Origin of the sequence: Streptococcus sp. HMSC034B03 (genome assembly GCF_001838575.1) — a bacterium.
Classification (GTDB): domain Bacteria; phylum Bacillota; class Bacilli; order Lactobacillales; family Streptococcaceae; genus Streptococcus; species Streptococcus anginosus.
The window spans coordinates 37,103-61,197 of sequence record NZ_KV837619.1 but is presented as its reverse complement, the minus strand read 5'-3'; the positions used below and the strand labels follow the sequence as shown (position 1 = coordinate 61,197).

The window sequence follows — 24,095 nt, the reverse complement described above, 5'->3', positions numbered from 1 at the left end:
GGATTAGAAATAGGAGAAAGACATGCCAAAACGTACAGATATTCAGAAAATTATGGTGATTGGCTCTGGTCCCATTGTCATTGGACAGGCTGCTGAGTTTGATTATGCAGGAACACAGGCTTGCTTGTCTTTGAAAGAAGAGGGCTACACGGTCGTTTTAGTTAATTCCAATCCTGCAACCATTATGACAGATAAGGAAATTGCTGATAAGGTTTATATTGAGCCAATCACGCTGGAATTTGTCACAAGAATTTTACGGAAAGAGCGACCAGATGCACTTCTACCGACTTTGGGTGGGCAAACAGGTCTCAATATGGCAATGGAATTATCTAAAGAAGGTATCTTGGATGAACTGGGTGTCGAACTTTTGGGAACCAAGCTGTCGGCTATTGACCAAGCTGAGGATCGTGATTTGTTCAAGCAGCTTATGGAAGAGCTGAAACAGCCTATTCCGGAATCTGAAATTGTAAATACAGTTGAAGAAGCAGTGGACTTTGCAGCGAAAATAGGCTACCCAGTCATTGTTCGCCCAGCCTTTACCTTAGGGGGAACTGGAGGCGGAATGTGTGCCAATGAGGAGGAATTGCGAGAGATTGCAGAGAATGGGCTGAAATTATCTCCGGTGACTCAGTGTTTGATTGAGCGCTCTATTGCTGGTTTCAAAGAAATTGAGTACGAAGTTATGCGCGATGCAGCTGACAATGCTTTGGTGGTCTGCAATATGGAAAATTTTGATCCAGTAGGTGTACACACAGGCGATTCCATTGTCTTTGCACCAACGCAAACTATTTCGGATTATGAAAATCAAATGTTGCGGGATGCTAGCTTGAAAATTATTCGCGCTCTAAAAATCGAAGGCGGCTGTAATGTTCAATTGGCATTGGATCCACATAGCTTTAATTACTATGTCATTGAAGTCAATCCGCGCGTGTCTCGTTCGTCTGCCTTAGCTTCTAAAGCTACAGGCTACCCTATTGCTAAATTGGCTGCAAAAATCGCCATTGGCTTGACGCTAGATGAAGTTATCAATCCGGTCACAGGCACAACTTATGCCATGTTTGAACCGGCTCTGGATTATGTGGTGGCTAAAATTCCACGTTTTCCTTTTGATAAATTTGAACATGGAGAACGTCATCTGGGAACGCAAATGAAAGCAACAGGAGAAGTCATGGCTATTGGACGTAATATCGAAGAAAGTTTGCTCAAAGCCTGTCGTTCTCTGGAAATTGGTGTTGATCATAATGAAATGCCAGAACTAAATCTAGTGGCAGATGATGATTTACTGGAAAAGGTCGTCAAAGCTCAGGATGATCGTCTTTTCTATATATCTGAAGCAATCCGCCGTGGCTATGATATCGAAGAAATTGCAAAACTAACCAAGATTGATTTGTTCTTTCTGGATAAGTTACTTCACATCCATGAATTAGAGCAGGAGTTAATGACTCATATTGGAGATGCAAATCTGCTTAGGCAGGCTAAGCAAAACGGCTTTGCAGATACTAAGTTAGCTCAGCTTTGGAAAACGACAGCAGAAGAAGTATGTCAATTTCGTAAAGAAGAGCAGGTTCTTCCAGTTTATAAAATGGTTGATACCTGTGCAGCTGAGTTTGAATCAAGCACACCATATTTTTATTCTACTTATGCTTTTGAAAATGAATCAATCAAGTCAGAAAAAGAGTCTGTTCTAGTGTTGGGATCTGGACCTATTCGGATTGGTCAAGGAGTAGAATTTGACTATGCGACCGTGCACTCGGTCAAGGCTATTCAAGCAACTGGCTATGAAGCTATTATTATGAATAGTAATCCTGAAACGGTCTCAACAGATTTTTCGGTTTCTGATAAGCTTTACTTTGAACCCTTGACTTTTGAAGATGTCATGAATGTCATTGAACTGGAAAAACCTAAGGGAGTTATCGTTCAGTTCGGTGGACAAACCGCTATTAATCTAGCTGAGCCATTGTCAAAAGCTGGTGTGAAAATTTTAGGTACTCAAGTAGCTGACCTTGACCGTGCAGAAGATCGTGATTTGTTTGAACAGGCTCTTAAGGATTTGAATATTCCGCAGCCACCAGGTCAGACAGCGACGAATGAAGAAGAAGCGGTAGCAGCTGCTCGTAAGATTGGTTTTCCTGTTTTGGTTCGTCCGTCCTACGTTCTGGGCGGTCGGGCTATGGAAATTGTCGAGAATGAAGTAGATCTTCGTTCTTATATGCGAACTGCTGTCAAGGCTAGCCCTGATCATCCGGTGTTGGTGGACTCTTACATTGTCGGTAAGGAATGTGAGGTAGATGCTATTTCAGACGGTCGTCAGGTCTTGATTCCAGGGATTATGGAGCATATTGAACGGGCTGGAGTTCACTCAGGTGATTCTATGGCTGTTTATCCTCCGCAAACCTTATCTGTTCAAGTGCAGCAGACTATCGCCGATTATACTAAGAAATTGGCTATCGGACTTCACTGTATCGGTATGATGAACATTCAGTTTGTCATCAAAGATGAGAAGGTTTATGTCATTGAGGTCAATCCTCGTGCTAGCCGGACGGTGCCATTCTTGTCGAAAGTGACAAATATTCCTATGGCACAGGTGGCAACTCAACTGATTTTAGGTCAAACTTTGGCGGAGCTAGGGTATGAAGACGGTCTTTATCCAGAAAGTCAAAATGTTCATGTTAAAGCTCCAGTCTTTTCCTTCACCAAGTTAGCTAAGGTTGACAGTCTTTTAGGACCTGAGATGAAATCTACAGGCGAAGTCATGGGGACTGATTCAACTCTTGAAAAAGCGCTTTATAAAGCTTTTGAAGCATCTTATTTCCACCTTCCTGCTTTTGGTAATGTCATTTTTACCATTGCTGATGATACTAAAGAAGAAGCATTGGCGTTAGCACGTCGCTTCTCAAATATTGGTTACAGTATTTTAGCCACGGAAGGTACTGCTAAATTCTTTAAAGAAAATGATATTCAAGCGCAATTGGTTGAAAAAATCGGTACAGATGATCGTAATGACATTCCTGCCTTTGTTCGCAAAGGTAAGGTTCAGGCGATTATCAATACAGTCGGAACGAAACGAACAGCAGATGAACACGGTCAGGCTATCCGTCAATCAGCCATTGAGCATGGAGTGCCGCTATTTACAGCACTTGATACAGCTGATGCCATGCTAAAGGTTTTAGAAAGTCGTAGCTTTATGACAGAAGCAATTTAGAGCGGTATTCTTTTTGTCATGATATTAAGTTCTTTTTTTAAAAGCTCTTGACAAATCTATTTATCTATCTTATACTTAATACAATTAAATACAACTTTAATCATGTCCTGTGAGGCATAAAAGTAATCGTTAAAATGGATTAGTGCGCTAATCTACTATTTTGCTGTAAACTTTTGGCTCAGGATTTCCTGAGCTTTTTGATTTTTAAGGCTGTATTCAATTAATAAATGTAGTCTGTGAGCTACGATTAAGGAGAATGTGCATGTCTTTAGACAAAAATAATAAGCGAGCATTAGTTGCTGCAATTGTTGCATCAGGAACAGACGACTTAAATGTCATGTTCTTAGCTTTTTCGATGTCGTCTATCATTTCAGAATTGGGCGTTACAGGGGCCCAAGGTGGCTGGATTGCGACGATTACCAATCTAGGAATGTTGGTTGGTGGTTTGCTCTTTGGCATACTGGCTGACCGTTATCACAAGTTCAAAGTTTTTAAATGGACGATTGTTATTTTTTCATTAGCGACAGGGCTGATTTACTTTACGCAAAATATTTATTATCTCTATCTCATGCGTTTCATTGCTGGGATAGGTGTTGGCGGAGAGTATGGAGTTGCCATTGCGATCATGGCAGGAATTGTTCCTGTTGGAAAAATGGGACGCATTTCATCTCTAAACGGAATTGCAGGTCAAATCGGTTCCATTACTTCAGCGCTGTTAGCAGGTTGGCTGGCACCGGCACTTGGCTGGAAAGGCCTTTTCCTCTTTGGACTTGCGCCTATTGCCTTGGTTTTGTGGATGATATTAGCGATTGACGATGACCATATTCGAGATAATGGCAATGTGAAATCAACGGCAAAAGAACGCCAGCCTATTAAAATGAGCGAATTGTTTAAAACACCAGCTCTAACAGCTCAGACGGTAGCACTAATGGTCATGACGACGGTACAAATTGCTGGGTATTTTGGGATGATGAACTGGCTTCCAACCATTATCCAAACAAGCCTGCATATTTCTGTAAAAGATTCCTCACTTTGGATGGTCTCAACGATTTTGGGAATGTGTCTGGGAATGCTCACTTTCGGTCAAATCCTTGATAAATGGGGACCAAGATTTGTTTATTCAATCTTTCTTTTAGCTTCTTCTATGTGTGTTTACCTCTTCCAATTCGCCAATTCAATGCCAGCCATGATTGTCGGTGGTGCGATTGTCGGCTTCTTTGTAAACGGTATGTTTGCTGGTTATGGCGCGATGATTACGAGATTGTATCCGGCTCACATTCGCTCCACAGCTAATAATGTCATCTTAAATGTTGGCCGAGCAATTGGAGGATTTTCATCTGTGATTATTGGGAAAATTTTAGATATCTCGAGCGTTTCAATGGTCATGATTTTCCTAGCAAGCCTTTATTTGATTAGCTTTGCTGCCTTGTGGACGATTAAGAATTTAAAAGCAGAACGTTACTCACTGTTAGGAGAAGAATTAGTCGCAAAAGAAGCGTAGTATACCAAGTTTTAATGAAAGTCTGTTCATTTGAATGACAGGCTTTTTACATTTCATGATATAATGAAATCAGGCAAGTATAGGAGAAAATAGGATGAATTTTAAACAGCTGTCGTATTTTCAGGATATTGTTCGTACAGGGAGTTTTACAGAAGCAGCAGAAGAAAATTTTATTTCGCAATCAGCCATGTCCCAACAGATGAAGTCGCTGGAAGAGGAGCTTGGTGTGACCCTTTTTGAACGAAAAAATCGCGGATTTCATTTAACGAGAGCTGGGAAATTTTTTTATCAAAAAAGTCAACGGTTGCTAGAAGATTATAATGGCTTGGTAGCTGATACACAAGTTTTGACAGGAACACAGCCAGTTTCCATGCGGATAGGTCTATTGTGGGGAATGACAGAAAGCGTACTGCCCCAGATTTTAGCTGAATTCAAAGAGCGTTTTCCAAGTGTTCAGTTGGAGATCATGGTAGGAAGTCATGAAGAGATTGGCACGGCACTGCGCCAGCAAAAGTTGGATATGACCATTAGCGACCAGCGAAAAGCATTTTCTGGCAATTATGCGAATATTTGCTTAACTTCTTTCCCGCTTTATATCAGAGTTGGACATACTCATCCTTTATCCCAATCAAAATCTGTTCAGATGAAAGACTTGCAGGTCTATCCAGCTTTGTTATTAGCTGTGAAAGGACAGGAAAAGATAGAATCTGATTATTATCGTGACAATCTTGGTTTTCAGTCGGAATTTAATTTTGCTTATTCTCCAGAAGAAGCAGCATTGCAACTCATGGTTTCTACTGCTTATTTTCCTTTTGAAAAAATGACTACTAAGGCAACTTCAAACCTTTATTGCGAATATTGCGAATTTCCTCTTTTGCAGAATCAGCAACCGATAGAGCGAGACTATTTTCTTTTTTATCATTTGGAGCATGCTCATCCTTACACAGAAGATTTTTTAGAAATTGCTAAACGTTATTTCAGATAAGTTTTTCTTATCTGATTTTTCTTGTAATTCAAATTGATTTGTCAAAAGCAAAGCCGTACAATAAGAAATGTAAAGAAGAAAGTGAGGAAATATCATGGATATTGATAATAAAGTCTCTTTTCCGGATTTGCTAGGCTTATCTGAAACGGATCCAGAATTTGTTGCACTTTTTAAGCAATTCGCTTTTCAGGAAGTGCCGAAAGACCTCCCCTTCTCATTAGATGAAAGAAGATATTACTTAGCCACTTTAGCTGTTTTAGTTGGCAGTCAAGGGCTTGAAGCCTATAAAGAGATTCTTCCCGTTGCTTTGGACAATGGGGTGAAAGCCGTGGAAGTCAAAGAATTGCTGTATCAAGCGGTTGCTTATCTAGGTCTTAGTCGGGTTTATGCCTTTTTCGCACCAACGAATACGATTTTTACCAATCAAGGAATGTCACTTCCTTTGGCTAGCCAAAAAAATCCGAAAAATCAAACTCGTTTAGAAGCTGGTGAAGAAGCTCAGATTGCAATTTTTGGCGACCAAATGAAAGGTTTTGCGACAAAGGGAGAGCCGGATGTACGCCATATCAACAAATGGTTAGTCGATAATTGTTTCGGTGATTACTATACTCGCTCTAGCCTTGATTATGCTGAGCGTGAATTATTGACATTCTGTTATCTTTATTCTCAAGGGGGCTGTGAACCGCAGTTGAAGGGACATATTGCAGCCAATCTTTGCTTGGGAAATGATAAAACGTTGTTAATTGCAGTCATCTCTGCCTGTATCCCTTATATTGGTTATCCGCGTACTATCAATGCACTTAGCTGTATCAACGAAGTTGCAAATGCACAACAGTAAATTTATCACAAAGGAAGTAGAAAAATGAAATATCAAACAAAAGAAGCCTTTGATAAGGCAAATCATTTCGGACTTGGTGCATCAAATGATGCTTATGCTCAATACTTTATCGGTCAATCGTATCTAAATGCCCTCGGTGCAACAAAAGATGGTGTAATCGCCCTTCATAATGTTACTTTTGAGCCTGGCTGTCGAAATAATTGGCATATTCACCATGCTAGCAAGGGTGGTGGACAAATTTTGATTTGTACGGCTGGTGAAGGTTGGTACCAAGAAGAAGGAAAAGAAGCCGTTAGTTTATCTGAAGGCTCTGTGGTCGTTATTCCAGCTAATGTAAAACATTGGCATGGCGCTAAGAAAGATTCTTGGTTCAGCCATATAGCGCTTGGTGTTCCTGGGGAAGATTTATCAAATGAATGGTGTGAAGCCGTCTCAGACGAGGAATATAATCAATTAAAAGATTAGAAAGTTACTATTAGCATGATAAAAGTTCTTATTTTAGGAGCCAATGGGCAAATTGCTCGTTTGGTGATTCCAAGATTATTACAGGAAACAGATGTACATTTGACGCTTTATTTGCGAAAAAGTGCTCGTTTATAGTCACTTGAAAGTGAGCGAGTGGATGTTCTTGAAGGGGATGTCAATGATTTTGCAGCCTTGACAAAAGCTATGAAAGGTCAAGATATTGTTTACGCCAATCTTGATGGACAGTTTGAGCCTATGGCGGCAAATATTGTTAAAGCAATGGAAGAGAATCAAGTTCTTCGCTTAATTTATGTAACAGGACTTAGTTTGTATCATGAAGTGCCAAGAGAGTTTGGTCGTTGGGTGGAAGAAAGTATCGGTTCAGACATTATGGATGATACTCGTCGCGCAGCGAAAATTATTTAAGATTCTACTGTTAATTATACGATTTTACGCGCTGCTTATATAACAAACAACCCTGACATTGACTATGAATTAACAGAAAAAGGAGAGCCTTATAAGGGAACAATCATTTCAAGAGCAAGTATTGCAGATTTGATTGTTCGTACCATAAAAGAACCGTCTTTACATAACTACGCAAGTCTAGATATTTAAAAGTCAGGAACAGACGGCGACAGAGCTATGTATTAAAGAAAACAGCACAAACCTATGGTAAGAAAGTTTGTGCTGTTTTTAATTGCGTGATTTTATTTCATTTTAAATGATAGGATAACAGTTTCTCACTACACATAAAAAAATGAGAATGCTAGAAAAAACTCCCACCGCAGTACAATAAAAGGATTCAAGCCTATTGTAAAGCGACAGGAGAAAATATAGCATAAAAATTTCATTGTTTATCACATATAAGAGTGGAACAGATGGTTATGATTTACTTATCAAATTGAACTTCTTCTAACAGGTACTCAATGAATTTATCCCCCATTTTAGACAAACTAGCTTTTTCGTGTTTGATATAAACCAGCTCAATAGAGTCATCAATATCTAGCGGAATGGAAACAATATTGTCACCGTTGAGATTGCTGTTGAGAATACCAGTTGCGATAGTGTAGCCGTCAAGACCAATCAAAAGATTGAAAAGGGTTGCTCGGTCACTGACGACGATCGATTTTTTATGGTGTTCTTGGGATAGGATTTCTTCTGAAAAGTAAAAGGAATTGTGGGTGCCTTGGTCATAGCTCAGATAAGGAAAATCTTCTAGATCAGCTAATTGCACCAGTTTTTTCTTTGCTAGAGGATTGCTCTTGCTGACAAAGATATGGGGCTGTGCGGTAAAGAGATGAGTGGCAATCAAGTGATTGTCATCTAGCATTTTGGAGAGGACATCGCGGTTGTAGCTGTTGAGAAATAGAACACCAATTTCACTACGGAAATTTTTGACGTCATCAATGATTTCCCAAGTTCGGGTTTCCCGCAGGAAGAGCTCGTACTTTTCCATGTCACTCTTTTTGAGCAGAGATACGAAAGCATTGACCACAAAGGCGTAGTGTTGTGAGGAAACGCTGAAAAGTTCTCGGTTAGCAACGGGATTTTTATAACGTTCTTCCAGCAGCTGGGTTTGCTCTACTACCTGACGAGCATAGGAAAGAAATTCCATGCCGTCCTTAGTCAAGGTAATGCCCTTGGGATTGCGGATGAAAATCTCAATACCCATTTCATTTTCCAAATCACGCACAGCATTAGACAGACTTGGCTGGGTGATGAATAATTGTTTGGCAGCTTCGTTCATACTGCCCGTTTCGACGATTTTGATAATATAATGTAATTGCTGAATTCTCATAAGCCTATTTTATCACATTAGCATTGACAAAACACTTGTTAAGTTGTAAAATATGTTAAATTTAACCTTTAAGAAAGTCCAGCGAGGCTTCCAAGGTTTCAGGTGAAGGAAGAGTGGGAACAAGTCTGCTCTCTATTTTCGTGAGACCTTGCGTGTGTATGCGAGGTCTTTTTTGGTAAAGAAATGAGGTAGAAATGGTAAGTAGTTCGTGTAAGAAAAGATTTGGAAAAATCATGTTGGAGAAGATGAACATTGTGCATCAAGAGGAAATTGCTCCGCGAATTTTTGCTATGGATTTACAAGGGGAAATGGTTAGCCAGATGAAGGCTGGGCAGTTTCTACATATTCGAGTCCCAGATGATACAAAGCTTCTACGGCGACCTATTTCAATTTCAGAGATTGATAAAGAGAGAAAAATTTGTCGGATTATTTACAGGATAGAAGGGGCAGGCACAGAAATTTTTTCTAAATTGCAGAAGGATTTTCAGTTGGATGTCATGGGTCCTCAAGGAAATGGGTTTGATTTATCTGGTTTGGACATTGAAGATACAGCCTTAATCATAGGAGGCGGTATTGGTGTTCCGCCTTTACTACAAGTAACAAAAGAATTACATAGTAAAGGGGTCAAGGTCACTTCGGTTCTTGGATTTGCAACAAAAGCCGCCGTTATTTTGGAAGAAGAGATGAAAAAATACGGTCGTATCATCGTAACAACAGATGACGGTTCTTATGGTCGCAAAGGCTATGTTTCCTCTGTTGTGAATGAGTTGCCAGAAAGTTTTACAGCGGTTTATGCTTGCGGTGCCCCTGGTATGCTCAAATATGTTGATGAAACATTTCGTAGTCATCCGCGAGCTTACATTTCTATGGAGTCACGAATGGCTTGTGGAATGGGGGCTTGCTATGCTTGCGTACTTCATGTGGCTGGTGAGGATCAATCAGTCAATAAGCGTGTCTGTGAAGATGGTCCAGTTTTTGAGACTGGTACAGTTTTGGTGTAGGAGGTGAACATGTCGAAAAATCGTTTAGCAGTTTCTCTTCCGGGTTTGGAATTAAAAAATCCAATTATTCCAGCTTCGGGCTGTTTTGGTTTTGGTCAGGAATATGCCAAATATTATGACCTAGATGTGCTTGGCTCAATCATGATTAAAGCAAGCACGCAGAATCCTCGTTTTGGCAATCCGACACCGCGCGTGGCGGAAACACCAGCTGGTATGCTCAATGCTATTGGTTTGCAAAATCCTGGTGTAGATGTGGTGTTAGCAGAAAAGCTTCCTTGGTTGGCTCAACATTATCCTAATCTGCCGATTATTGCTAATGTTGCTGGATTTTCTAATGAAGAATATGCTTTTGTTGCGGGAAAAATTTCTCAAGCACCAAACGTTAAAGCAATCGAACTCAATATTTCTTGCCCTAATGTGGATCATGGCAATGGAGGATTATTGATTGGGCAAGTGCCGGATTTGGCATACGAGGCTGCGAAGGCAGCAGTAGATGTATCGGAAGTGCCGGTCTATGTGAAATTGACACCTAGTGTAGCAGATATTACGCAGATAGCTATGGCAGTTGAAGCTGCAGGAGCAACAGGATTTACTATGATTAACACCTTGGTTGGTATGCGATTTGATTTAAAAAGCAGAAAACCCATTATTGCAAATGGAACGGGTGGGATGTCAGGACCAGCTGTTTTTCCAGTCGCCTTGAAGTTAATTCGTCAGGTAGCCCAATCCAGCAGTTTGCCAATCATTGGTATGGGTGGAGTAGATTCAGCAGAAGCAGCCATTGAAATGTTTATTGCGGGAGCATCAGCTATTGGTGTTGGCACGGCAAATTTCACTGACCCTTATGCTTGTCCTAATATCATTGAGAACCTACCTAAAGTTATGGATAAGTATGGCATTGAAAGTTTGGAAAGTCTGCGAGCAGAAGTTAGAGAAAATTTTCTTGCTTAATTGATGTTTTACTTGACAAGAGATAAAGTAAATTATAAAATAATTGAAATAAAACCTTTAAAGAAGTCCAGAGAGGCTACTAAGGAAGATACGGTTAAAATGGCAGTTTCTGCCAATTTTCGTGTAACCTTGCCTCGGGCAAGGTTTTTCTATAGCTCGTAATAAGGCAAATTTAGAGCTATTGATGATTAGCTAGTGCTACTAAGCAACTTCACCGTTTGATGTAGTATAGTCAGTATTGAAAGGTGGCAGAGCTAGAGATTCTGTCAAAAGGTTAAAAATGGCGAAAAGCCTATAAAAAGGAGAAGAATCCATGCGTGAAGAACGTCCTATTATTGCCCTTGATTTTCCGTCATTTGATGATGTCAAGGAGTTTTTAGAGCATTTTCCAGAAGACGAAAAGTTATATGTCAAAATCGGTATGGAATTTTTCTATGCCATTGGTCCGGAAATTGTGCATTATCTGAAAGGTTTGGGACACAGCATTTTCCTAGATTTGAAATTGCACGACATTCCAAATACAGTACGCTCTGCCATGTCAGTTTTGAGAACCTTTGGGATTGATATGGTGACGGTTCATGCGGCAGGTGGCGTGGAAATGATGCGAGAAGCCAAGAAGGTTTTAGGTGATCAGGCAAAGCTCGTAGCAGTGACCCAGCTAACTTCTACCAGTGAGGAAGATATGAGGGATTGCCAAAATATCCAAACAACTGTTTCAGAATCTGTAGTCAACTATGCCTGCAAAGCTAAGGAAGCTGGACTGGACGGAGTTGTTTGTTCGGCTCAGGAGGTTAAGCTGATTAAATCCGCAACATCAGAAGATTTTCTGTGCGTCACTCCAGGTATTCGACCAGCTGGTTCTGAAATCGGAGATCAAAAACGGGTTATGACGCCGCAAGAAGCTCATCAAATTGGTAGTGATTACATTGTGGTTGGGCGTCCAATCACACGAGCAACTGATCCAGTAGCTGCTTACCGAGCTATAAAGGCGGAATGGGTGAATGGTTAGAAAAATCTATCGAGCAATCATTGATAGACCAATAGGTTACAAAGACAACTTTGGCAATTGTTATCCTATCAACTATGGTTATATTCCGGATTTATTTGCTGGAGACGGCGAAGAACAAGATGTTTATATCATTTCGGAAAAAATACGAGAACCTTTGGAATCTTTTGAAGGAGAATTGATTGCTGTTATTCACCGACAAAATGATGTGGAGGATAAGTGGGTACTGACCTCTACAAATGAGAATATTACCATAGAAGATATTAAAGAAAAGACATATTTTTTGGAACAATATTTTGCTTCCACTATTGAATTATTGTAAAGGAGAAATCATGACTTTAGCAAAAGATATTGCCCGTGACTTACTGAAAATTGAGGCTGTTTACTTGAAACCGGAAGAGCCTTTCACTTGGGCGAGCGGTATCAAGTCTCCAATTTATACAGACAATCGTGTGACCTTAGCCTATCCAGAAACGCGGACGTTGATTGAAAATGGCTTTGTAGAGAAAATCAAGGCTGAATTTCCAGAAGTAGAAGTGATTGCTGGAACAGCGACAGCGGGTATTCCTCATGGTGCTATTATTGCAGACAAGATGAATCTGCCCTTTGCCTATATTCGTAGCAAACCAAAAGATCATGGGGCTGGAAATCAGATTGAAGGTCGGGTAAAATCAGGTCAAAAAATGGTCGTGGTTGAGGATTTGATTTCAACTGGTGGTTCTGTTTTGGATGCTGTTGTAGCAGCGAAGCGGGAAGGTGCAGATGTCATTGGAGTAGTGGCTATTTTCACTTATGAATTACCTAGAGCAGAAAAGAATTTTTCAGATGCAGGTGTGAAATTAGTAACCTTATCTAACTACACTGAATTGATCAATCTGGCAGAACAAGAAGGCTATGTTTCAGCAGAAGGTTTGGCTCTACTTGAGAAATTTAAGCATGATCAAGAAAATTGGCAGGGATAAGAAAGATGAATCTAATAGAACTAAGTAGGAAGTATCCTCAGGCAGAAGTTTGGGCACATCCAGATGAATTTCCAGACTTATATGATTTGACATTGAGAGGAATTAAGCAAGCGACAAGTTCTTGGTTTGAAGAGTATGAAAAAGACAAGGTATCGTTACCTAAAGTTGGAGAAGTCTCCATCATGCTAGATAGAATGGAGAATCCTAGTCGAGCCTTGGTTATGGTGACAAAAAAAGTTCTTGTTCGTCCCTTTCATCAAGTGACAGCAGAAGAAGCTTTTTTAGAAGGGGAAGGCAATCGTAGTTTAAGAGATTGGCAGACTATTTTTGGTGATTATTGGCGTAAAACCTTGCCAGAAGAAGGATTAGAATTTTCAGAGTCTGGTTTGGTTGTTACAGAAATTTTTACTGTTTTAGAAGATTATCTTTTAGACAATGAAGAAAACGGACGTAGCAAGTAATTAGACGTTAAGCAGCAATCTGACGATTGTTGTTTTTTAAAATAGCGAAACACTGTAGATTTTGTTATAATATTCCTATGCTAAAAATGTATTCCTTTTTCTTTTCGGCTTTGCAAAAAATTATGTTACTGATTGGCTTGCATTGGTTTTTTACTGCGATTAGTCATCTAGGGACAATTTCTAGTCTGGCTTTGATTGGAGTGGCGATACTAGCGTTTCTAGCTTATCGTTATCTAGAAAATGTTAAAAAATGCTACCACTACCTGATGAAGCACAAAGTTGCTATTATGATAGCGGTGATTGTATTTCAGCTAGCCATGCTTTTATCTGCTCAGTTGTTGATTCGGCGAGATGCAGCAGTTGTTTTTAACGGTGCTTTCAAATACTTAAAGGAATCTTCTATTTCCAGTTATTTGACACGCAATCCTAATAACTTGTTTCTCTTTTTGTATGAGCGCTTTTTTTATAATATCTTTGGAAGCTCAGCTTTATGGATTTTACAGGGATTAAATATATTTTATGCTGATATAACGGCACTCATTTTGTACAAGGGAATGAAAAAATGTGTGAGCAAGCCTGCTGCTGATATGACATTTAGTTTGTATGTCTTGCTAGTTGGCTTTTCACCTTATTTTTATTCGATGTACACGGATATATGGCCTCTTCCGCTCATTGCTTTACAGATATTCTTACTTTTTGATTTATTTGGGCTTCGATGGCAGGATAAGAGGGTACTCTTCATAAAGACAATCGGATTAGGTTTGATAAGTGGGCTTGCAGTGCTGATACGACCAACTGTGTTGATTATTATTATGGCAGGTTTTATGGTGCTGTTGTTCAAAAAGGAATGGAAGAAATTTATCCTAATCTTTTTCACCTTTCTCCTATCGTTTGGCGTAACTTCTATCGGCGGAAACTATCTGAAAGCGACACAAACAGAAGTGACATTGATACAAGAGAAAGGATTGTCTAAAAGTCCTCTGCTCTTTATTGACTTAGGGTTGACTTTTATTGGACACGATCAAGAAGACATGAAAGAGGGCTTGCTTCAATACATTGATGTGGATCAGAGAGAACAATATAATAATGGAATGTTTAAGCAAGAAAATGTAAAAAAAGAAATCAAACGACGTTTAAAAGAGTATTCGTTTTTTGGATTTCTCAATCATCTTTACTATAAGCATTCATTAACTGTTTCAGAAGGAACTCTAGGTTGGTTATATCGAGATGTGGAATGTGAAAAAACGCCTTATATCTCCCCTCTTTATCCTTATACAAAAAAGAATCTTGTGGCACAGTTTATCAGAACTTATTTTTTGAGTGTGGATAAGAGTGAGTATCGGTATTATGAGATTGTGAAGCAAGTTGTTTGGATTGTGATGAGTCTGGGGCTTGTTTTTGCCTTGTGGAAATATCGTGCAAATGATAAATTGAATTGTATCAGTCTTGCAGTCTTTGGTGGTTTGTTGTTTTTGCTCATTTTTGAAGGTGGAAAGACGCGGTATTTAATACAATTTTTACCGCAAATCATCATATTATCTGCATTAGGATTGACTAAATATTTACCGGATTGGTTAAAAAGTAAGAAAGGAGAAAAAATAAAATGAGAAAATCGTTTTACACTTGGTTGATGACGGAGCGTAATCCCAAAAGCAAAGCACCTAAGGCAATACTCGCCGATTTAGTTTTTCATGAACCGGCTTTTCCTAAGCACACAGATAATTTTGATGAGGTTAGCCGCTATTTAGAAGAACATGCTGATTTTTCCTTTAATCTTAGTGATTTTGATGCGATCTGGGAAGAATATCAAGCACATTAGTTCGGGAAAAAGATAGAATTTTCCGAGTTACTTTGCTATAATAAAGTAAATAATGTGAAGAAAGAGGTTCTTTATTTGCAAGAACATTCAGTAGAAATTACCTTACAGCATCCGGATGATGCTTTTCATCTTTTTGGTTCCAATGAACGTCACTTGCGTTTAATGGAACAGGAGTTGCAGGTAACCATTCATGCAAGGACGGAGATTGTCCAGATTATCGGTAGCGAAGCAGCTTGTGAGGAGACTCGCCAGGTGCTTCAAGCTCTGCTAGTTTTGGTGAATCGCGGGATGACGATTGGGACACCAGATGTAGTGACGGCTATTACCATGGTCAAAAATAATGAAATTGATAAGTTTGTGGCTCTGTATGAGGAAGAAATTATCAAAGATTCTTATGGCAAGCCCATTCGTGTCAAGACCCTAGGGCAGAAAGTGTATGTCGATAGCATTAAGAATCATGATGTTGTCTTTGGGATTGGACCAGCAGGAACAGGTAAGACTTTTCTTGCCGTAACTTTGGCTGTGACAGCGCTGAAGCGAGGGCAGGTCAAACGGATTATATTGACTCGTCCGGCGGTTGAAGCTGGTGAGAGTCTAGGATTTTTACCAGGGGATCTAAAAGAAAAAGTAGACCCTTATCTACGACCAGTTTACGATGCATTGTATCAGATTTTAGGCAAGGATCAAACAACGCGCCTTATGGAGCGAGAAATCATAGAGATAGCCCCCTTGGCTTACATGCGTGGACGAACATTAGATGACGCTTTTGTCATCTTAGATGAAGCGCAAAATACGACTATTATGCAGATGAAGATGTTTTTGACACGACTTGGTTTTAATTCAAAGATGATTGTCAATGGGGATATTAGCCAGATTGATTTGCCGAAGAATAGTAAATCAGGTCTCATTGATGCAACAGAGAAATTGAAAAATATCAAGCAAATTGATTTTGTTTACCTGTCAGCCAAGGACGTTGTGCGTCATCCTGTGGTTGCAGAGATTATCCAAGCCTATGAACATTCTACTGAAGTGGTGCATCATCATTTTTCTAAAGAAGAAAATTCAAGTTTGACCAATTCCAAAATCGTCGGCGAGCCAGCCAAGGAGTCAGAAGATGATGAAGGAAAAGCTCTTGACTAATCTGGACAAGTTGCACACGACTGATTTTGAGGAAGTACGCTTGCAAAAGAATCTGCTACGTGACTGATGACTATCAATGCATCTTCCTATGTCATAATCACAGGACACAGAAAGTAAGAATTAAAAAATGATTGACCAACTATCTAAGTATTACAGTTGTAGAATACTAACTGAAAAGGATATCCCAAGTATTTTATCTTTATATGAAAGCAATCCTCTATATTTTCAGTATTGTCCACCAAAGCCAAATTTGGCAAGTGTAAAAGAGGACATACTTCGTCTACCTGAAGGTAAAGCTAAGGCTGATAAGTTTTATGTTGGATTTTGGAATGGCTCTGACCTTGTGGCTGTTATGGATTTTGTCTATGCATATCCTGATGAGGAGACTGTTTTTATTGGTTTGTTTATGGTTGATCAAGCCTATCAGAGGAAAGGGATTGGCAGTCAGATTGTGACAGAAGCACTAGCTTATTTTACTAAGAACTTTCGAAAAGCACGTTTGGCTTATGTTAAGGGAAATCCTCAATCTCGGCATTTTTGGGAAAAGCAGGGCTTTAAACCAATTGGATGCAAGGTTAAGCAAGAACTCTATACGGTTGTTATCGTTGAACAGAGCTTAGGAGATTAGAAATGGCATCAAGTAAGAACTATTTGGAATTTGTTTTGGAGCAATTATCAGAATTAGATGATGTGACTTACCGTTCCATGATGGGAGAGTATATTCTTTACTTCCGTGGCAAGATTATTGGCGGCATTTATGATAATCGCTTTTTAGTTAAACCCGTGCAAGCAGTCTTAGATAAGATTGACCAACCTTCTTTTGAGTTTCCATACGAAGGTGCCAAAGAAATGATTTTAGTGGAAGACCTTGAAAATCAGGTGTTTCTAGAAGATTTAATTTTAGCCATGTATGATCAATTGCCGCTACCTAAACCTAAAAAGAAAAAATAAATGGAATGAAGCAAAGAGGTGGATTTGAAAGCTCTTTTCTTATAGTTATACGACTTAAAATGATAAGTAAAAAAGAGTCTGGGACAATAGCGTCTCAGACTCAAATTATTTTTATAATAAATGAGCAGTGTAGTAGGTGATTGTTCAAAAAAACTGCTTAAAAGGTGGTGTATAGGACCTGCGAAGCAAGTTGGCATATCCTTTTATTTTCAAAACTTATACTAAATCAGCGATATCAGTGTAGTCGCGATTGAGCCCTTCTGCAACTGGTCGGTTAGTAATATATCCTTTATAAGTAGTCACTCCTTGTTGTAGCCCCAAATCATCTGCTATAGCTTGTTCAAAACCTTTGTCAGCCAAAGCTTCAATGTAAGGAAGTGTTACATTTGTCAGGGCAAGAGTTGATGTACGGGCAACAGCACCTGGGATGTTGGCAACGGCATAGTGAAGCACTCCGTGTTTTTCATAAACAGGCTCATCATGAGTAGTTACACGGTCAGCAGTCTCAACGACCCCACCTTGGTCAACTGCTACGTCAACGATGACAGAACCTGGACGCATTTGGCTGACCATATCATCCGTAACGAGTTTAGGTGCTTTGGCACCAGGGATTAGCACGGCTCCAATCACTACATCAGCATCTTTGACGCTTTCAGCAATATTGAAAGAATTAGACATAAGGCTCTGGATTTGGTGGCCAAAAAGGTTTTCGAGTTCAGATAGGCGTTTAGCGCTGATATCAAGAATAGTGACCTGCGCTCCCAGTCCTAAAGCGATGCGAGCTGCGTGTGTCCCAACAACTCCACCTCCGATGATAGTGACTTTTCCTTTAGGAACACCAGGAACCCCGCCTAGTAGCACGCCAGAACCGCCTTCTTGTTTGGTTAAAAAGTGAGCTCCAATCTGCACAGCCATTCTCCCTGCGACCTCACTCATAGGAACGAGCAGAGGGAGTTTTCCTTCTTGGTCACGAACGGTTTCGTAAGCAATCCCTGTTGTTTTGCCCACAATCATCGCATTGGCTAATTCAGGTGCAGCAGCCATGTGTAGATACGTGAAAAGCAAGAGGTCATCACGTAAGAAGCCGTATTCAGCAGCTAAGGGCTCTTTGACTTTGACAACTAGATTAGCTGTCCAAGCTTCGGCTGCAGTTGTGACAATTGTCGCTCCCTGTGCTTTGTAGTCAGCGTCTGTAAATCCAGAACCAAGACCAGCTTTGGTTTCAACCAAAACCTGATGACCTTTTTGGACGAGACTGTGAACGCCAGCTGGTGTTAAAGCAACACGATTCTCATTGTTTTTAATTTCTTTTGGAATACCGATTAACATAGATTTACTCCTTTTTTGAGATGTTTTTATTGTATATGAAAACGTTTTAAAAATCAAGGCAAAATTAGAAACATTGATTTCAGTGAATATTTATGTTATGCTATGAGGCAACATAGGAGGTTCGTGTAAAATGGAAAGTATTTATCTAAAGCTAGCTGAAAACCGAGTTGTAGAAACAAAGCGCTTACTTTTGAGACCCGTGACATTGGATGATGCGGAGGACATGTTTGAATATTCCTCTGATGAAGAAAATATTCGCTACACTTTTTTACCTAATAAAGATTTGGAAGAAACTAAAAATATTATTGCTCGTTTATTTATTAGTCGACCGCTCGGAAATTGGGGAATTGAGTTAAAAGAAAATGGAAAACTGATTGGCAGCATTGACCTACACAAGCTAGATCCGGTCCTCAAAAAGGCGGCTATCGGCTATGTGATTCATAAGAATTACTGGAATCAGGGCTTGGCAACGGAAGCTTTGAAAGAAATAATCCAGCTGGCTTTTGAAAGTTTGAATATGAATATGTTGGTGGCTCTCCATGATGTGGAAAATCCAGCTTCAGGACGGGTTATGGAAAAAGCTGGTATGAACTTTTCTCACATAGATCCGTATGCTGCCTTGGATTTACATAAAGAAGGTCGAATTTCTCAGAGAGCTTATTATCGTTTGACAAAGGAAGATTATTTTAAAAAATATTGATGTGAACGTGATATTTATAGGAAATTTTAATGGTGATTAGGTTCTTTTTGGGACGTTCTAACACAAAGTTCTTTCTCTTATGATGAAAACATTTTTCAAATCTATTGACAAGAATCTGTCTACGTGATATAGTAGATAGGTACTGCTGATTTAGCTCAGTTGGCAGAGCGCATCCATGGTAAGGATGAGGTCGCCGGTTCGATCCCGGCAATTAGCATGAAGAACAGGAAAAAGCCCAATTTTAATGGGCTTTTTTGCATTATAAAAGCAGAAATCAATATTGTTATTGTTTTCACATTCTAATAGAATAATTAAGAAACATCAATGATTTCTTTGTTGAAAGAGTATTTTAAAGCTAATCATATCAACGCTTTTAATTTGTATCTTAATCCTATGATGTTGCAGCAATACAATCAATACTGGATGCACATTGGTGACGATATTAAGACATCAAATTCATCAGCTATTATAGGTGATGGTATTCTCTTAGGTCAAAGCGTTGGCACAGACCTAGTCGGTTTGGACTTCTATCAAATAATGCCGGCAAATAATGCTGGTATCTGACCCGATTACAGGCGCCTCCGGCTAACTTCATCATGGTCAATACTTAAGGAAAACGTTTTGTAGATGAGTACGGTAGTCGAGATAAATTGGACCAAGCAGCGATTGACAATGGCGGTCTTTTCTATCTGATTGCAGACGAAAATATCAAAGAAACGGCTTATAATACCAGTCAAGAAAAGATTGATGCGCAGGTAGCACATGGAATGATTTACCGATCAGATAGTTTGGAAGAGTTGGCTTAACAGCGACAAATGGAGCTACAGGTCTTTATCAAGACGATCACAGCTTATAATATTTATGTTGATGCGGGCTATGATCCTGAATTTGAAAAGGAAGCTTTCGATCTCAAGGTTGAAAAAGCACCGTATTATGCCACTCTTCGAAAACCAGCCGTTCACCACACTATGGGTGGGCTTAAGATTGATACGGAAACACATGTTATCAATAAACAAGGACAAGTTATCCAAGGTCTCTATGCAGCTTGAAAGTAGCTGGCGGATTGCATGCCGGAAACCGTTTAGTTGGCAATTCTCTTACTGATATTTTCACTTTTGGACGTATCGCAGCCGAAACAGCTATTGCAGAGAATTGTTAAACTTGATTTTAAGGCAGAAAATTCATTCAGTTTTGGGAGGGTTCTTTTGCAAATATTCTTGACAAGCATTTCTTTTAATGTTAAAGTATTAACTAATAAGAACAGAAAGGAGAACGGTAATATGAACAATGTAAAACAAAATAACACTCAGGTATATCGTATGACAGAACTCCTTTCTAGCAAACCATTGTAGTTTATTTTTGATGAAAAAATAAATAAAAACAAGTAAGCTCAGGACAGGTTTATTCTGTCTTGGGCTTTTTTGTGCGTTTCGGGAAGGATTAGGATGATTAAAAGTTTATTTGGATATATAAAAGAGCATAAATGGTTATATTTATCCATTGCTCTGGTTTTACTATTGTATGATTTTACCATGTTGATTCCAACACAGGTGATTCAGCGTTTGGTAGATCATCTGTCGCATCATACTTTGACACAGCAGAATTTAATTAAAGATGTTGGTTTGTTAGTTCTGGTGACAATTTGCAACTATCTGTCGGCTTACTATTGGCATTTAAAAATATTTCAGTCGTCTATTGACTATAAGTTTCTCATGCAAAGAAGAGCTTTTGAGAAATTGGTAGCTATGAGAACGCCTTTCTACGAAAAATTTCGTTCTGGCGATATTCTAACGCGTTTTTCAACAGATGTTGAGGGAATGATGGAGATGGCTGGCTATGGGATTGTCATTCTCTTATACGCAGGAGGCATGATTGCCTTTGTCGTTCCGACCATGTTTTTTATCTCATGGGAAATTAGCTTACTGGCTATGCTTCCGCTTATGATATTGATGATATGGATTTATGTTCTTGGGAAAAAACAAGATAAATTAGTTGAAAATAATCGTGAAGCAGTGGCATCTTTGAATGATGAGGTATTGGAAACGATAGAGGGAGTCCGAGTTGCGCGTGCTTATAGCAAGAAAACAACTCAGAAAGAACAGTTCCAATTGCGCACGAAAGCTTTATCTAAGGTTGGTGATCAAATTGCCGGTATTCAATATCTTTACGCACCGCTCTCCTCGGTCTTTATCGCTTTATCAACGATTATTGTGCTTCTTATTGGGGCTGCTTTTATAAAAACGGGACAGTTGACAATTGGGCAAGTGATTGCTCTTCAATTGTATATGATTAGCCTAATTGAACCTTTTTGGATGTTGTCGGATTTTATCTTGGTCTATCAAACGGGGAAGACGTCTTTTAAAAAGGTCACAGAATTGATTGAAACGACAGATGATATGAAAATGAGTGGCAAAGAGGAGTTGCAACATCTTATCTCTATTCGTTTTCATAATTATCATTTCACTTATCCACAAACAAAAAGACCTAGCTTGCGTAACATAGCTTGGCAAATTGAAGCAGGAAAGACGTATGGTATTGTTGGAAAAACAGGATCTGGTAAAACAACCTTAGTTCGTCAGCTTCTTCAGCAATATCCTGTTGGACGAGGTGAATTTCAGATAAATGGAAAATTTGTCGGTCACTATTCACGTCAGTCGATTGAAGCGATGATTGGCTATGTCCCACAGGAACATATTTTATTTTCAAAATCCGTCAAAGACAATATTGTCTTTGGCAAGAGGAATGCGACATTAAGTGATATTGAGCGGGCTATTGAAACAGCGGCATTTTCAGAAGATTTAAAACGAATGCCAGACGGACTGGAAACTCTTATTGGTGAGAGGGGAGTGTCAATATCTGGCGGTCAAAAACAAAGAATTTCTTTGGCACGCGCTTTTATTAGACAGCCAGAAGTCCTTATTTTGGATGATTCTTTGTCGGCAGTTGACGCTCAGACAGAACGCCGAATTATCCAAAATATCCAGAAGTTACGAGCGAATCAGACAACAATCATTGTGACGCACCGTTTGTCAGCTATCCAGAAGGCAGACTGGGTTCTTGTCTTAGAAGGCGGACAAATTATAGAAGAAGGGACTCCGAACCAGTTGCTTAATAAAGGAGGTTGGTACGCCGAACAATATCAGCGGCAGCAACATCAGAAAGGAGGGAGCGAATGAGTATCATTAGTCGTTTATTAAAAGAACTAAAAGTTGTTCGAATTGCATTTTTTCTTGCGGTTGGAATTGCTGTCTTAGCAACGGTGACTAGCCAACTGTCTCCTCTCTGTTTGAGAAATATGATAGACGGACCGCTTACACAGATTGGAAGTGGAAAAGATCGTCAGGTTCAGCTTTTGCAATTAGCTGGATTATACCTAATTGCTGTAGTTTTGGGGAGTGCCTTGACTTACTTAGGCGACCGACTTTTAGCGCATTGTGGCAACAAAGTCGCCGAACATCTGAGAAATGAAGCTTATCAAGTCATGCAAAATTTGCCGATTTCTTATTTTGATGATAAGCCGGCAGGGAAGATTGCAACCAGAATTGTAAATGATACGGAAACCTTACGCAGACAATTTTATTCCAGTTTGGTTAGTGTTTTGATTCAAGTCCTTCGGATTGTTTTTACCTACGTTTTGTTGTTTTATCTTAATCCGCTTGCTGCCTCTATGCTGTTGCTGTTGCTTCCTGCTTTTTATGGGATACAAGTATTTTATAAAAAACTAACGGACAAGCCGATGAAAGACTTTTATGATTCACGGAGTGACATCAATAATCAAGTGAATGAATTGATGCATGGAGCTAGTCTGATACAGCTATATCATCAGGAAAAAACTGTTCTTTCAGAATTTGATGTAACTGCCCGAAAAATGAGCCAAGCTGATAAACAAATTGTATGGGTAAGCGCTCTTTCGTCTTGGCCGTTAACGGAATTTTTGAAAAATGCAGTGCTTGCTGTTATTTTGACAATAGTTGGTCAGCAATTTTTAGGCGGTCATAGCGTTATTACCGCAGGTGTACTGTTTGTCTATCTCAATTATATTATTGATTTATTTGAGATGATGGGTTTTCTGGTTCGACTTTTCCCGAATGTACAACGATCATTGGAAACAGGAAAACGAGTTTTAGAATTGCTAGATCAACCTCAGGAAGCGGATGAGAAAACGCAGTTAATAGTCAATAAAGGTGAGGTTGTGTTTGAACATGTGAGCTTTGCATATGAGAAAGAAAAAACTATCCTGCACGATATTAGCTTTAAGGCAAAGCAAGGAGAGACGATTGCTTTGGTGGGACATACCGGCTCTGGAAAATCTTCTATCATGAACCTACTTTATCGTTTCTACGATCCCCAAAAAGGGAAAATATATATTGATCAACAAGATATTCAACAATATTCTCGTGAAAGTCTTCGTAGTCACATGGGGATTGTTTTGCAAGATCCTTATCTATTCACAGGAACACTAGCAAGCAATGTAGCGATGAGCCATTCAGGCATCAATCGTGAAAAAGTTCTAGAAGCTTTAGAAAAGGTTGGTGCAAGGGACTTGCTGGCTCGTTGTAAAAAAGGAATTGATGAACCTGTAAAGGATAAAGGGACAGCATTTTCGAGCGGTGAACGGCAACTGATTTCATTTGCACGAACTCTCTACGCTAATCCCAAAATTTTAATATTGGACGAAGCAACTTCCCATATTGATACAGAAACCGAAGAAATGATTCAAAAAGCAATGGCTGTGGTCAAGGAGGGGAGAACGACTTTTATCATTGCACACCGTTTATCCACCATTCAAGATGCAGACCAAATTTTGGTTATTTCTGAAGGAAAGATTGTGGAGAGAGGGCAACATGATACATTGGTAAAACAAAATGGCATCTATGCGCAAATGAGCCGCCTCCAGCAACAAGTATAAGTTTTGAAAGAAAAAATATGAAATAAAGAGCAGAACGAAATAGTAAATGATTTATAAATCAGGCATCCCTATCTGAA

At 39.4% G+C, this 24,095-nt stretch carries 21 protein-coding genes, 1 tRNA gene and 2 pseudogenes; 22 read left to right on the top strand and 2 right to left on the bottom strand.

Translation table 11 applies throughout. The features are described from left to right. Positions 1 to 22 precede the first annotated feature (22 nt). The 6 genes and pseudogenes from carB (at position 23) to HMPREF2634_RS00305 (ending at position 7,606) form a co-directional block, all read left to right on the top strand. Positions 23 to 3,202 (top strand): carbamoyl-phosphate synthase large subunit, encoded by a 3,180-nt coding sequence (gene carB / locus HMPREF2634_RS00330; RefSeq protein WP_003024837.1) that lies wholly within the window; start codon positions 23 to 25, stop codon positions 3,200 to 3,202. A 262-nt stretch (positions 3,203 to 3,464) separates the two neighbouring features. Then, positions 3,465 to 4,703, top strand: a complete 1,239-nt coding sequence (locus HMPREF2634_RS00325; protein ID WP_057489633.1) for an MFS transporter — start codon at positions 3,465 to 3,467, stop codon at positions 4,701 to 4,703. A 94-nt stretch (positions 4,704 to 4,797) separates the two neighbouring features. Then, on the top strand, positions 4,798 to 5,688 hold the full coding sequence (locus HMPREF2634_RS00320; protein ID WP_049506927.1) for a LysR family transcriptional regulator: 891 nt from the start codon (positions 4,798 to 4,800) through the stop codon (positions 5,686 to 5,688). Positions 5,689 to 5,782: 94 nt separating this feature from the next. Beyond that, entirely contained in the window at positions 5,783 to 6,526 is a 744-nt protein-coding gene (locus HMPREF2634_RS00315; protein WP_003024831.1) for a carboxymuconolactone decarboxylase family protein, read from the top strand. Between the two features lie 24 nt (positions 6,527 to 6,550). Continuing rightward, the gene (locus HMPREF2634_RS00310) at positions 6,551 to 6,991 is read left to right on the top strand and encodes a cupin domain-containing protein (protein ID WP_021001611.1); all 441 of its coding nucleotides are present in this window, start codon (positions 6,551 to 6,553) and stop codon (positions 6,989 to 6,991) included. Positions 6,992 to 7,144: 153 nt separating this feature from the next. Then, a pseudogene (locus tag HMPREF2634_RS00305) lies at positions 7,145 to 7,606 on the top strand (NAD(P)H-binding protein). 274 nt (positions 7,607 to 7,880) lie between these two features. On the opposite strand, the gene HMPREF2634_RS00300 reads toward HMPREF2634_RS00305, so the two are convergent. Next, a complete protein-coding gene (locus tag HMPREF2634_RS00300; protein WP_021001612.1) occupies positions 7,881 to 8,789 on the bottom strand; it encodes a LysR family transcriptional regulator in 909 nt (302 codons plus the stop codon). A gap of 194 nt (positions 8,790 to 8,983) precedes the next feature. Here HMPREF2634_RS00300 and HMPREF2634_RS00295 point away from each other — a divergent pair, with 194 nt between their 5' ends. The 11 genes from HMPREF2634_RS00295 to HMPREF2634_RS00245 all read left to right on the top strand — a co-directional run bounded on the left by HMPREF2634_RS00295 (position 8,984) and on the right by HMPREF2634_RS00245 (position 17,080). Further along, a complete protein-coding gene (locus HMPREF2634_RS00295) occupies positions 8,984 to 9,790 on the top strand; it encodes a dihydroorotate dehydrogenase electron transfer subunit (RefSeq protein WP_070836092.1) in 807 nt (268 codons plus the stop codon). Between the two features lie 9 nt (positions 9,791 to 9,799). Then, the gene (locus tag HMPREF2634_RS00290; RefSeq protein WP_021001614.1) at positions 9,800 to 10,741 is read left to right on the top strand and encodes a dihydroorotate dehydrogenase; all 942 of its coding nucleotides are present in this window, start codon (positions 9,800 to 9,802) and stop codon (positions 10,739 to 10,741) included. A 313-nt stretch (positions 10,742 to 11,054) separates the two neighbouring features. Beyond that, entirely contained in the window at positions 11,055 to 11,750 is a 696-nt protein-coding gene (gene pyrF / locus HMPREF2634_RS00285) for an orotidine-5'-phosphate decarboxylase (RefSeq protein WP_021001617.1), read from the top strand. Continuing rightward, a complete protein-coding gene (locus tag HMPREF2634_RS00280; RefSeq protein ID WP_003024813.1) occupies positions 11,743 to 12,069 on the top strand; it encodes an inorganic diphosphatase in 327 nt (108 codons plus the stop codon). The genes pyrF and HMPREF2634_RS00280 overlap by 8 nt, the downstream gene beginning before the upstream one ends. Before the next feature lie 10 nt (positions 12,070 to 12,079). Further along, positions 12,080 to 12,709: an orotate phosphoribosyltransferase gene (gene pyrE, locus HMPREF2634_RS00275; protein WP_003024810.1), complete on the top strand. Its 630-nt coding sequence runs from the start codon at positions 12,080 to 12,082 to the stop codon at positions 12,707 to 12,709. A 5-nt stretch (positions 12,710 to 12,714) separates the two neighbouring features. Next, positions 12,715 to 13,170, top strand: coding sequence for an ASCH domain-containing protein (locus HMPREF2634_RS00270; protein ID WP_003024806.1), 456 nt, complete (start codon positions 12,715 to 12,717; stop codon positions 13,168 to 13,170). A 77-nt stretch (positions 13,171 to 13,247) separates the two neighbouring features. Further along, positions 13,248 to 14,777, top strand: coding sequence for a glycosyltransferase family protein (locus HMPREF2634_RS00265; protein ID WP_070836090.1), 1,530 nt, complete (start codon positions 13,248 to 13,250; stop codon positions 14,775 to 14,777). Then, positions 14,774 to 14,989: a YozE family protein gene (locus tag HMPREF2634_RS00260; RefSeq protein ID WP_021001619.1), complete on the top strand. Its 216-nt coding sequence runs from the start codon at positions 14,774 to 14,776 to the stop codon at positions 14,987 to 14,989. Before HMPREF2634_RS00265 ends, HMPREF2634_RS00260 begins: the two co-directional genes overlap by 4 nt. Before the next feature lie 75 nt (positions 14,990 to 15,064). After that, positions 15,065 to 16,129 carry a PhoH family protein gene (locus HMPREF2634_RS00255; RefSeq protein ID WP_021001620.1) on the top strand — a complete coding sequence of 355 codons (1,065 nt, stop codon included), beginning with the start codon at positions 15,065 to 15,067 and terminating at the stop codon, positions 16,127 to 16,129. A 127-nt stretch (positions 16,130 to 16,256) separates the two neighbouring features. Next, a complete protein-coding gene (locus HMPREF2634_RS00250; RefSeq protein ID WP_021001621.1) occupies positions 16,257 to 16,757 on the top strand; it encodes a GNAT family N-acetyltransferase in 501 nt (166 codons plus the stop codon). Between the two features lie 2 nt (positions 16,758 to 16,759). Next, positions 16,760 to 17,080, top strand: coding sequence for a TfoX/Sxy family protein (locus HMPREF2634_RS00245; RefSeq protein WP_003024793.1), 321 nt, complete (start codon positions 16,760 to 16,762; stop codon positions 17,078 to 17,080). A 216-nt stretch (positions 17,081 to 17,296) separates the two neighbouring features. Here the strand turns inward: HMPREF2634_RS00245 and ald are convergent, their stop codons facing one another. After that, the gene (ald, locus tag HMPREF2634_RS00240) at positions 17,297 to 18,409 is read right to left on the bottom strand and encodes an alanine dehydrogenase (RefSeq protein ID WP_021001622.1); all 1,113 of its coding nucleotides are present in this window, start codon (positions 18,407 to 18,409) and stop codon (positions 17,297 to 17,299) included. Between the two features lie 130 nt (positions 18,410 to 18,539). Here ald and HMPREF2634_RS00235 point away from each other — a divergent pair, with 130 nt between their 5' ends. From HMPREF2634_RS00235 to HMPREF2634_RS00210, 5 genes and pseudogenes are all read left to right on the top strand, one after another. Continuing rightward, the gene (locus HMPREF2634_RS00235) at positions 18,540 to 19,109 is read left to right on the top strand and encodes a GNAT family N-acetyltransferase (RefSeq protein ID WP_070836088.1); all 570 of its coding nucleotides are present in this window, start codon (positions 18,540 to 18,542) and stop codon (positions 19,107 to 19,109) included. A gap of 144 nt (positions 19,110 to 19,253) precedes the next feature. Next, positions 19,254 to 19,326 (top strand) — tRNA-Thr (locus tag HMPREF2634_RS00230). 170 nt (positions 19,327 to 19,496) lie between these two features. Next, positions 19,497 to 20,268 (top strand): annotated as a pseudogene (locus tag HMPREF2634_RS00220) (FAD-binding protein); the annotation flags it as partial. 286 nt (positions 20,269 to 20,554) lie between these two features. Further along, positions 20,555 to 22,285 carry an ABC transporter ATP-binding protein gene (locus HMPREF2634_RS00215; RefSeq protein WP_021001624.1) on the top strand — a complete coding sequence of 577 codons (1,731 nt, stop codon included), beginning with the start codon at positions 20,555 to 20,557 and terminating at the stop codon, positions 22,283 to 22,285. Further along, positions 22,282 to 24,018, top strand: coding sequence for an ABC transporter ATP-binding protein (locus tag HMPREF2634_RS00210; protein ID WP_021001625.1), 1,737 nt, complete (start codon positions 22,282 to 22,284; stop codon positions 24,016 to 24,018). The genes HMPREF2634_RS00215 and HMPREF2634_RS00210 overlap by 4 nt, the downstream gene beginning before the upstream one ends. Positions 24,019 to 24,095 lie beyond the last annotated feature (77 nt).

What these genes read in the sequence shown, in the direction of transcription:
- carB (WP_003024837.1), top strand. Translation starts at nt 23, where the DNA reads ATGCCAAAACGTACAGATATTCAGAAAATTATGGTGATTGGCTCTGGT.
- HMPREF2634_RS00325 (WP_057489633.1), top strand. Translation starts at nt 3,465, where the DNA reads ATGTCTTTAGACAAAAATAATAAGCGAGCATTAGTTGCTGCAATTGTT.
- HMPREF2634_RS00320 (WP_049506927.1), top strand. Translation starts at nt 4,798, where the DNA reads ATGAATTTTAAACAGCTGTCGTATTTTCAGGATATTGTTCGTACAGGG.
- HMPREF2634_RS00315 (WP_003024831.1), top strand. Translation starts at nt 5,783, where the DNA reads ATGGATATTGATAATAAAGTCTCTTTTCCGGATTTGCTAGGCTTATCT.
- HMPREF2634_RS00310 (WP_021001611.1), top strand. Translation starts at nt 6,551, where the DNA reads ATGAAATATCAAACAAAAGAAGCCTTTGATAAGGCAAATCATTTCGGA.
- HMPREF2634_RS00300 (WP_021001612.1), bottom strand. Translation starts at nt 8,789, where the DNA reads ATGAGAATTCAGCAATTACATTATATTATCAAAATCGTCGAAACGGGC.
- HMPREF2634_RS00295 (WP_070836092.1), top strand. Translation starts at nt 8,984, where the DNA reads ATGGTAAGTAGTTCGTGTAAGAAAAGATTTGGAAAAATCATGTTGGAG.
- HMPREF2634_RS00290 (WP_021001614.1), top strand. Translation starts at nt 9,800, where the DNA reads ATGTCGAAAAATCGTTTAGCAGTTTCTCTTCCGGGTTTGGAATTAAAA.
- pyrF (WP_021001617.1), top strand. Translation starts at nt 11,055, where the DNA reads ATGCGTGAAGAACGTCCTATTATTGCCCTTGATTTTCCGTCATTTGAT.
- HMPREF2634_RS00280 (WP_003024813.1), top strand. Translation starts at nt 11,743, where the DNA reads ATGGTTAGAAAAATCTATCGAGCAATCATTGATAGACCAATAGGTTAC.
- pyrE (WP_003024810.1), top strand. Translation starts at nt 12,080, where the DNA reads ATGACTTTAGCAAAAGATATTGCCCGTGACTTACTGAAAATTGAGGCT.
- HMPREF2634_RS00270 (WP_003024806.1), top strand. Translation starts at nt 12,715, where the DNA reads ATGAATCTAATAGAACTAAGTAGGAAGTATCCTCAGGCAGAAGTTTGG.
- HMPREF2634_RS00265 (WP_070836090.1), top strand. Translation starts at nt 13,248, where the DNA reads ATGCTAAAAATGTATTCCTTTTTCTTTTCGGCTTTGCAAAAAATTATG.
- HMPREF2634_RS00260 (WP_021001619.1), top strand. Translation starts at nt 14,774, where the DNA reads ATGAGAAAATCGTTTTACACTTGGTTGATGACGGAGCGTAATCCCAAA.
- HMPREF2634_RS00250 (WP_021001621.1), top strand. Translation starts at nt 16,257, where the DNA reads ATGATTGACCAACTATCTAAGTATTACAGTTGTAGAATACTAACTGAA.
- HMPREF2634_RS00245 (WP_003024793.1), top strand. Translation starts at nt 16,760, where the DNA reads ATGGCATCAAGTAAGAACTATTTGGAATTTGTTTTGGAGCAATTATCA.
- ald (WP_021001622.1), bottom strand. Translation starts at nt 18,409, where the DNA reads ATGTTAATCGGTATTCCAAAAGAAATTAAAAACAATGAGAATCGTGTT.
- HMPREF2634_RS00235 (WP_070836088.1), top strand. Translation starts at nt 18,540, where the DNA reads ATGGAAAGTATTTATCTAAAGCTAGCTGAAAACCGAGTTGTAGAAACA.
- HMPREF2634_RS00215 (WP_021001624.1), top strand. Translation starts at nt 20,555, where the DNA reads ATGATTAAAAGTTTATTTGGATATATAAAAGAGCATAAATGGTTATAT.
- HMPREF2634_RS00210 (WP_021001625.1), top strand. Translation starts at nt 22,282, where the DNA reads ATGAGTATCATTAGTCGTTTATTAAAAGAACTAAAAGTTGTTCGAATT.